This window comes from Streptomyces sp. LS1784 (assembly GCF_020103755.1).
Taxonomy (GTDB): Bacteria; Actinomycetota; Actinomycetes; order Streptomycetales; family Streptomycetaceae; genus Kitasatospora.
Genome location: NZ_JAHSQD010000332.1, coordinates 1 through 9,287 on the forward strand (window position 1 = coordinate 1; position 9,287 = coordinate 9,287).

General features: G+C 71.6%; 5 protein-coding genes and 1 pseudogene. 3 read left to right on the forward strand and 3 right to left on the reverse strand.

Translation table 11 applies throughout. The features are described 5' to 3' along the window. From KS423_RS29550 to KS423_RS29560, 3 genes and pseudogenes are all read left to right on the forward strand, one after another. Positions 1-268 (forward strand): annotated as a pseudogene (locus KS423_RS29550) (ribonuclease D); the annotation flags it as partial. A gap of 257 nt (positions 269-525) precedes the next feature. After that, positions 526-1,743 (forward strand): acetyl-CoA C-acyltransferase, encoded by a 1,218-nt coding sequence (locus KS423_RS29555; protein ID WP_224282836.1) that lies wholly within the window; start codon positions 526-528, stop codon positions 1,741-1,743. Between the two features lie 2 nt (positions 1,744-1,745). Further along, positions 1,746-3,893 carry a 3-hydroxyacyl-CoA dehydrogenase NAD-binding domain-containing protein gene (locus KS423_RS29560; RefSeq protein WP_224282837.1) on the forward strand — a complete coding sequence of 716 codons (2,148 nt, stop codon included), beginning with the start codon at positions 1,746-1,748 and terminating at the stop codon, positions 3,891-3,893. Between the two features lie 101 nt (positions 3,894-3,994). Here KS423_RS29560 and KS423_RS29565 read toward each other — a convergent pair whose 3' ends face one another. From KS423_RS29565 to KS423_RS29575, 3 genes are all read right to left on the reverse strand, one after another. Then, complete coding sequence (locus KS423_RS29565; RefSeq protein ID WP_224282838.1) at positions 3,995-5,554, reverse strand: glycosyltransferase family 39 protein; 1,560 nt, start codon at positions 5,552-5,554, stop codon at positions 3,995-3,997. A gap of 173 nt (positions 5,555-5,727) precedes the next feature. Beyond that, entirely contained in the window at positions 5,728-7,632 is a 1,905-nt protein-coding gene (dxs, locus tag KS423_RS29570) for a 1-deoxy-D-xylulose-5-phosphate synthase (protein ID WP_224282839.1), read from the reverse strand. A gap of 346 nt (positions 7,633-7,978) precedes the next feature. Then, complete coding sequence (locus KS423_RS29575; RefSeq protein ID WP_224282840.1) at positions 7,979-9,157, reverse strand: ROK family transcriptional regulator; 1,179 nt, start codon at positions 9,155-9,157, stop codon at positions 7,979-7,981. Positions 9,158-9,287 lie beyond the last annotated feature (130 nt).

Below are 9,287 nucleotides of genomic sequence, written 5' to 3' on the forward strand. Positions count from 1 at the left end.
GGCCTGGGCCGAGAAGGACCCGGTGGCCGCCGCCCGGCTCGCCGGCGCGCGCAGCGCGGTCGGCGAGCTGGCCGAGCGGTACCACCTGCCGGCCGAGAACCTGATCACGCCGGACCTGGTCCGGCGGGTCTCCTGGCAGCCGCCCTCCGACCCGGGTCCCGAGAGCGTGGCCGCCGCACTGCGCGGGCTCGGCGCCCGGAAGTGGCAGGTGGACCTGGTGGCGGCGGCGGTGTCCGCCGCGTTCGTCGCGGCCGCGGCCGCGGGCTGATCACGGCCCGGCCGATCAGGCACCGCAGGGAAGGGGATGTCGTCCGTACGGGCGACATCCCCTTCGTCGTACCCGGGAGCGGCGTTCCTGGTCGGACGGGCCGGGGAACGTGTCGGGGGACACATGGTCAGATCCCTCCGAGGGGCCTGGGCAGGTTGGTTACCGGCGGGTAGCATGGCCGTGATGCGGCGCCGCTCGGGCCTTCGACGGCGGCAGCCTGCCCACTCGAAATGTTGGTCCCTGGGAGGAGAGCCCCCGTGCCTCGTACCGCGAGGGACGTCGTCTTCGTTGATGGCGTCCGCACCCCGTTCGGCAAGGCCGGCCCGAAGGGCATCTACCACGAGACGCGCGCCGACGACCTGGTCGTCAAGTGCATCCGGGAGCTCGTGCGCCGTAACCCGAACCTGCCCGTCGAGCGCATCGACGAGGTCGCCGTCGCGGCCACCACGCAGATCGGCGACCAGGGTCTGACCATCGGGCGCACCGCCGCCCTGCTGTCCGGCCTGCCGAAGTCCGTCCCCGGCTACGCGATCGACCGCATGTGCGCCGGCGCGCTGACCGCCGTGACCACCACCGCCGGCGGCATCGCCTTCGGCGCGTACGACGTGGTCGTGGCCGGCGGCGTCGAGCACATGGGCCGCCACCCGATGGGTGAGGGCGTCGACCCGAACCCGCGGTTCGTCTCGGAGAAGCTGGTCGACGAGTCCGCCCTGTTCATGGGCATGACCGCGGAGAACCTGCACGACCGCTTCCCGCACCTGACCAAGGAGCGCTGCGACGCCTACGCCGTGCGCTCCCAGGAGAAGGCCGCCAAGGCGTACGCCAACGGCGACATCCAGCCCGACCTGGTGCCGATCTCGATCCGCAACACCAACCCCGAGGTCGGCGAGACCGGCTGGGGCCTGGCCACCGTGGACGAGCCGCTGCGCCCGGGCACCACGATGGAGAGCCTGGCGGGCCTCAAGACCCCGTTCCGTCCGCACGGCAACATCACCGCGGGCAACTCGGCCGGTCTTAACGACGGTGCCACCGCCTCGCTGCTGGCCGCCGAGGACGTCGCCGAGGAGCTCGGCCTCCCGGTCAAGATGCGCCTGGTCTCGTACGCCTTCGCGGGCGTCGAGCCCGAGGTCATGGGCATCGGCCCGGTGCCGGCCACCGAGAAGGCGCTGGCCAAGGCCGGTCTGACCATCGATGACATCCAGGCCTTCGAGATCAACGAGGCCTTCGCCGTCCAGGTGCTGTCCTTCCTCGACCACTACGGCATCGCGGACGACGACGAGCGGGTCAACCCGTACGGCGGTGCGATCGCCTTCGGCCACCCGCTGGCCTCCTCCGGCGTGCGCCTGATGAACCAGCTGGCCCGCCGCTTCGAGCAGCGCCCGGACGTCCGCTACGGCCTCACCACGATGTGCATCGGCTTCGGCATGGGCGGCACCATCATCTGGGAGAACCCGCACTTCGAGGGTGGTAAGTGACCATGACGAGCACCACTGAGCTGCTGACCCGCGGCGCCGAGCTCTTCCCCGGCGAGGTCGTCACGACCGCGCACGTCCGCCACCTCGACCTGCCGCTGCAGGCCGGCAAGCTGGCCCTGATCACCCTGGACAACGGCTTCGACCACACCAAGCCGACCACCTTCGGCCCGGGCTCGCTGCTCAAGCTGAACGAGGCGCTGGACCAGGTCGAGGCCGAGGCCGCCGAGGGCACCATCGTCGGCGCCGCGATCACCGGCAAGCCGTTCATCTTCGCGGTCGGCGCCGACCTCAAGGGCGTCGAGCTGCTCCAGGAGCGCGCGGACGCGCTGGCCATCGGCAAGGGCGGCCACGACGTCTTCAAGCGGATCGCCGCGCTGCCCGTCCCCACCTTCGCCTTCTACAACGGCGCGGCGATGGGCGGCGGCGTCGAGGTCGGCCTGCACTGCGACTACCGCACGGTGTCGGCGGGCGTCCCGGCCTTCTCGCTGCCCGAGGTCTTCCTCGGCCTCGTCCCCGGCTGGGGCGGCTGCACCATCCTGCCGAACCTGATCGGTGCCGGTAAGGCCGTCAAGGTCGTCATCGAGAACTCGATGAACCAGAACAAGCAGCTCAAGGGCAAGGACGTGTTCGAGCTGGGGATCGCCGACGCGATCTTCGAGCCGGCCGACTTCCTGGAGCAGTCGCTGCTGTGGGCCGCCAAGGTCCTCAAGGGCGACGTCGTCGTCGAGCGCGAGGCGATCGACCGCGGCAAGGCCTGGGACGACGCCGTCGCCTGGGGCCGCCTGGTCGCCGACGGCAAGGTGCACGGCGCCGCTCCGGCCGCCTACAAGGCGCTGGACATCATCGCCGCCGCCAAGGACTTCGACCTCGCGGACAAGGCGAGCCTGCAGGCCGGCTTCGACGCCGAGGACGCGGCCCTGGCCGACCTCATCATGAGCGGTGAGCTGCGCAGCGGCATCTACGCCTTCAACCTGGTGCAGCGCCGGGCCAAGCGCCCCGTCGGTGCGCCGGACAAGTCGCTGGCCCGCCCGGTCACCAAGGTGGGCGTCGTCGGCGCCGGTCTGATGGCCTCGCAGCTGGCGCTGCTGTTCGCCCGCCGTCTGGAGGTGCCGGTGGTCCTCACCGACATCGACCAGGAGCGCGTCGACAAGGGCGTCGGCTACGTCCACGCCGAGATCGACAAGCTGCTCGCCAAGGGCCGCATCGGCAAGGACAAGTCCAACCGCCTCAAGGGCCTGGTCTCCGGCTCGCTGGACAAGGCCGCCGCCTTCGGCGACGCGGACTTCGTCATCGAGGCCGTGTTCGAGGAGATGGGCGTCAAGCAGGCCGTCTTCGCGGACCTGGAGAACGTGGTCTCGCCGACCTGCGTGCTGGCGACCAACACCTCCTCGCTGTCGGTCACCGAGATGGCCTCGAAGCTGAAGCACCCCGAGCGGGTCGTCGGCTTCCACTTCTTCAACCCGGTCGCGATCCTGCCGCTGCTGGAGATCGTCCGCGGCGAGCAGACCGACGACGTCTCGCTGGCCACCGCCTTCGCCGTGTCGAAGAAGCTGAAGAAGACCTCGGTGCTGGTCAAGGACGCCCCGGCGTTCGTGGTGAACCGGATCCTGACCCGCTTCATGGGCGAGATCCAGGACATCATCGACGAGGGCACCCCGATCGCCGACGTCGAGAAGGCCGTCGAGCCGCTCGGTCTGCCGATGTCCCCGATCGTGCTGCTGGAGCTGGTCGGCCCGGCCATCGCCCTGCACGTCTCGGAGACCCTGCACGGCGCCTTCCCGGAGCGGTTCACCGTCTCCGAGAACCTCGCCAAGGTGGTCAAGGCCGGCAAGCGCGGCTTCTACACCTGGACGGACGGGCAGCAGGTCCTCGACCCCGAGGTGCTGGAGCTGCTGACCTTCGGCGACTCGGTGCTCACCGGGGAGCAGGTCCGCGCCCGCGCCCTGGAGGCCGTGGCCCAGGAGATCGGCCTGATGCTGGAGGAGGGTGTCGTCGCCGAGGCGCAGGACATCGATCTCTGCATGATCACCGGTGCCGGCTGGCCCTTCCACCTGGGCGGGATCACCCCGTACCTGGACCGTGAGGGCGTCTCGGAGCGGGTGAACGGCAAGACCTTCCTCGCCCCCGGCGTGGCCTCGGTGCCCGCGTAAGGCGGAGCCCGTACACGAAAGGAGCCCCGGTGACCGAGCGGTCACCGGGGCTCCTTTCGTGTGTACGGACGTCACCAGGCCTGTGGCCGTGTACGGACGTCTCAGTGCTTGAGGCGGTAGACCACGGTGTCGGCGAAGACGCCGACCATCTCGTAGTGGGTGTCCAGCAGGTTCTCGATCCGGGGGACCATGACGGGCTGGTACGGGGCGATGCCGGAGTCGTCGACCACGACCTCGGGCAGGCCGTTGGCCAGCTCCTTGTCGAAGGTCTGCCAGGCGTTGGCGACGCTGAACTGCTCGCCGACGTTCTGGTTGCCGTCCTTGCCGCCGCTGTAGTTGGTGAGGAAGCCGGCGGTCAGGTAGCGGGTGGCGGGCTTGCGGTCGGCAAGCCAGTACAGCTCGGGGTGCATGCCCCAGACCAGCACGGTGTCCTTGGGGGTGGTCTGGGCGGCGACGGCGGTGGCGACCTCGGTGGTGCGGCTGAGCCGCTCCCCCGGCCAGGCCAGCGCCAGGCCCCAGAACACCGTGGCGGCGGCCGTGGTGTACACCAGGACGGGCTTCCAGCGGATCGCCGAGGTGGCGACCGCCCCGGTGCCCAGCAGCACCAGCGGCGGCATCAGCTGGAGGTAGTAGTGGCCGAAGAAGTGGAAGCCCACGCTGACCGCGACGACCGAGGAGAGCAGCCAGACCCACAGGTCGGTGGTCGAGCCGTGCTCCTCGCCGGCCACCGGCAGCGGGCGGTGGCGGTACTTGAGCCAGAGCCGGCGCCCGACCGGGAGCAGGAAGCCCAGGCCGGCCACGCCCAGGATGGCCGAGTTGCCGAGCGCCCGGCCGAGCATCTGGAGCCAGGCACCGCCGAAGGAGGCGTAGTCGCCGCTGCCGGTGACCACCCAGAAGAGGAAGCCCTTGGGCTTGGTGAGGATCACCGCGACCAGCGCTATCGGCAGGATGAAGCCGAACCCGATCTTGAACAGTGCGGGCGGCCAGCGCACCCCGCGCCGGCGGGCGTCCTGGAACAGCATCCAGAGCACCGGCAACAGCACCGCGCCGCCGGTCTGCTTGGTCAGTGAGCACAGGGCGACCGCGATGCCCGCGGCCAGCCAGCGGCGACGTTCGGCGTACCGGAAGGCGGCCACCATGGCGGGCAGCATGAAGACCTCGAAGGTCGCCGCCTGGGTGTCCTCCGGGGAGAGCCCGATGGAGACCAGCAGGTAGAGCAGTCCGGCCCCGGCCCCGGCCCGGTTGCCCCAGCGGCCGCGGGCGATCGAGGCCAGCAGGATCGCCGTGACCAGGTGGGCCACCACCGCCAGGGTGCGCAGCGGCCAGAGCGAGGCGGAGCCGAAGACCGCGAAGCAGGCCTGGTAGAGCCAGGGCAGCAGCGGCGGCTTGCGGTCCACGACGGTGTCGTACAGCACCCCGCCGTCCGCCAGCATCCGGGCCTGGGTGGCCAGGAAGCCCTCGTCCGGGCTCCAGACGGGCCGGGCGAAGGAGGGGATGTGGGTGAGCAGCGCGACCAGCGCGAGCACCGGCACCAGCCTGGTCCAGTACCGCCCTCCTTGCCCGCCCTCGGGCAGGAGGGGCCCAGTTCGCACAACGGTGCGGACACGCTCGGGCAGGCGCTGGGCCAGTCCGGTGAGGCGGAGGCGGGTGGGGGTCGGCACGGTGGACAACCTACCGGGCGGGATCGGCGCCGGTGGCGCCGGTCCCGCCTTTCAGTGCGATTGTCAGCTTGTTCCGTGACGAACTGTTACGAAGTTACGACGAACAGTCGCCTGCGGAACGGGTGGCCGGTCCGACACGAACGAGACGTCGGCCCCTTCGTGAGGCCTTTTCGTCAGGCCCTGACCGGCGCCGCGTCCAGCTTGGCGACCAGCGCGGTCACCTTCCGTGCGATGTCCTGGGCGTTCAGGCCGATCTCGGCCAGGATCTCGGCCCGGCTGGCGTGGTCCAGGAACTCCTGCGGGATGCCGAAGTCGCGCACCGGCAGGTCCACGTCCGCGTCCCGCAGCGCCTGCGCCACGGCCGCGCCGACACCGCCCACCCGGCCGTTGTCCTCGATCGTGACGACCACCCGGTGCTCGGCGGCCAGGCCCGGCAGGGCCCGGTCCACCGGCTTGACCCAGCGCGGGTCCACCACGGTGGCGGTGATGCCCTGGGCGGCCAGCAGGTCGGCGACCTCCAGGCTGGTGGGGGCCATCGCGCCGACCGAGACGATCAGCACGTCGGCGCGGTGGGCGCCGGAGGGCTCCTCGGCGGCGCGCAGCACGTCCATGCCGCCGATCCGGCCGACCGCGGCGACGGCCGGGCCGACCGTGCCCTTGGAGTAGCGGACCACGGTCGGGGCGTCCTTGACCTCGACGGCCTCACGGAGCTGGGCCCGGACCTGGTCGGCGTCGCGCGGGGCGGCGAGCCGCAGACCCGGGATGACCTGGAGGATCGACATGTCCCACATGCCGTTGTGCGAGGCGCCGTCCGTCCCGGTGACACCGGCCCGGTCCAGAACGAAGGTGACGCCCAGCTTGTGCAGGGCGACGTCCATCAGAACCTGGTCGAAGGCCCGGTTGAGGAAGGTCGCGTAGACCGCGAACACCGGGTGCAGCCCGTTGGTGGCCATGCCGGCGGCCGCAGTGACGGCGTGCTGCTCGGCGATGCCGACGTCGAAGGTGCGGTCCGGGAAGGCCTTGGCGAAGGGAGCGAGGCCCACCGGGTGGAGCATGGCCGCCGTGATGCCGACGATGTCCTCGCGCTCGTGGCCGAGCGCGACCATCTCCTCGCCGAAGACGGACGTCCAGTCCTTGCCCGCGCTCTTGATCGGCAGGCCGGTCTCCGGGTGGATCACGCCGACCGCGTGGAAGCGGTCCTCGTCGTTGTTCTCGGCGGCGTGGTAGCCACGGCCCTTCTCGGTGAGGCAGTGCACGATCACCGGGCCGCCGAAACCGCGCGCCTTGGTCAGCGCGGACTCCAGGGCGGTCAGGTCGTGGCCGTCGATCGGGCCGATGTACTTGAGGCCGAGGTCCTCGAACATGCCCTGCGGGGCGATGAAGTCCTTGAGGCCCTTCTTGGCGCCGTGCAGCGTCTCGAACAGCTGCTGGCCGACCACCGGGGTGCGCTGGAGCGCGTCCTTGCCCCAGGACAGGAAGCGCTCGTAGCCCTGGGTGGTGCGCAGGGTGGCGAGGTGGTTGGCCAGGCCGCCGATGGTCGGCGAGTACGAGCGCTCGTTGTCGTTGACGACGATGACGACCGGCAGGTCCTTGGCATCGGCGATGTTGTTGAGCGCCTCCCAGGCCATGCCGCCGGTGAGCGCGCCGTCACCGATGACGGCGACGACCGGGTCCGCCTTGCCCTGGATCTTGTTGGCCTTGGCCAGGCCGTCGGCGTACGAGAGGACGGTGGAGGCGTGCGAGTTCTCGATCACGTCGTGCTCGGACTCGGCGCGCGAGGGGTAGCCGGACAGGCCGCCGCTCATCTTCAGGCGGGAGAAGTCCTGGCGGCCGGTGAGCAGCTTGTGGACGTAGCTCTGGTGACCGGTGTCGAAGAGGATCCGGTCGCGCGGCGAGTCGAAGACCCGGTGCAGCGCGATGGTCAGCTCCACCACGCCGAGGTTGGGGCCGAGGTGGCCGCCCGTCTTGGAGACCTCGGTCACCAGGAAGGTCCGGATCTCCTGGGCCAGTGCGGCCAGCTGTCCGGGCGTGAGCCGGTCGAGATCGCGCGGTCCCCGAATGCGGGTCAGCAGGGCCACCCGTTCCTCCTCGTTCAGTCTTCGCGGACCACGGACGGTCCGACGGACGTCGCTGCCCGGCCCGGCGGCAGGCCGACGGTCCCGGCCGGTGGCGACCGGTCGAGTCTAATGTCCGCCTGCCGGACACCGGGCGGCGCGCCCGGTTCCACTGTTCGGTTGCCGCCGTTCCGGGAGGTCGGGCGGGGTAGGCGGGTCACGCCAGGTTGACGCACGGGCGTTCGGGCATGCTTATGCGGTCAGGGCCGACCATTCGGAGTCGACTGTCCGGGATCGGCTATTCGAAGTCAATCATGTGGAGTTGACCGTTCGGGGCCGACCCGGACGGCGCCGCTGCCGCCCGAAGGCGTCACGCGCGGCCCAGCGCGCCGGACTCCCCCATCTCGCTCATCACCAGGGCCAGCGCGCCGAGCACCTCGGCCCGGCCACCGAGGGTGCCGGGGACGACCGAGAGCTGACGGGCGGCGCTGGGGATCGCGTAGCGGGCCACCGAGTCCCGGATCGGGGCGAGCACCAGCTCACCGGCCTCGGCGAGGTCGCCGCCGAGGATCACCCGGCGGGGGTTGAGCAGGTTGCACAGGGTGGCGACCCCGGTGCCGATCTGCCGGCCCGCGTCGGCGATCACCCGGCGGCAGCCGAGGTCGCCCTGCTGCGCCAGCTCGACCACCCGGGGCAGGCTGAGGTCCGGGCCGAGGGTGGAGACCAGCAGCGAGAGCAGGTAGCGGGAGCCGACGAAGGTCTCCAGGCAGCCGCGGTTGCCGCAGCGGCAGACCGGCCCGGCCTCGTCCAGGGTGATGTGCCCGATCTCACCGGCGGTGCCGCCCGGCCCGCGGTAGATCTGGCCGTTGACCACCAGCCCGGCGCCGACGCCGCTGGCGACCTTGATGTAGGCGAGGTCGCTCAGCCCGCGGCCGGCGCCCCAGACCAGCTCGCCGAGCGCGCCCAGGTTGGCGTCGTTGTCCACGTGCACCGGCATGCCGAGCCGCTCGCCCAGCTCCCGGCCCGGGGCGATGCCCGTCCAGCCGGGGAGGATCGCGGTGGAACCGAGCGCGCCGGTCTCGACGTCGATCGGGCCGGGCACGCCGAGGCCGACGCCGATCACCTTGTCGGGGCGGAACCCGGCCTGCGCCAGCAGCCGCTCGACCATCGCCTCGGCGCGGTCGAAGCCCTGCTGGGCGGAGACGTCGACGTCGATCGGGGCGCTCTCCTCGGCCAGCACCCGGTGGGCCAGGTTGCCCACCGCGACGCGCAGGTGGGTGTGGCCGAAGTCGATGCCGACGACGATGCCGGCGTCCCCGCTGAGCGAGACGCTGCGGGCGCGGCGGCCGCCGGAGGAGGTGTCGGCGACCACGACGGTGCCGCTCTCCTTCAACTCCCGCACGATGTTGGACACGGTGGCCGCGGACAGTCCGGTGCCGCGGGCGATCTCGGCCTGGGTCAGCGAGCCGGCCATCCGCACCGCGCGGAGCACCCGTTCCAGGTTCGCCCGGTGCAGCGACGACTGCGAGCCCGGTGTGTCCGTCGACATGATCCACCCTCCCAGGGCGGGGACCCCTCCGCCGGGCGTCCCCTTCAACTCCTGAAGGGTACGGCCCGGGCGCCCGGGCGGGGATCCCGGCCGGGGCGGACGGGCGCACCCGGGGGCGCGGACGGCGGCC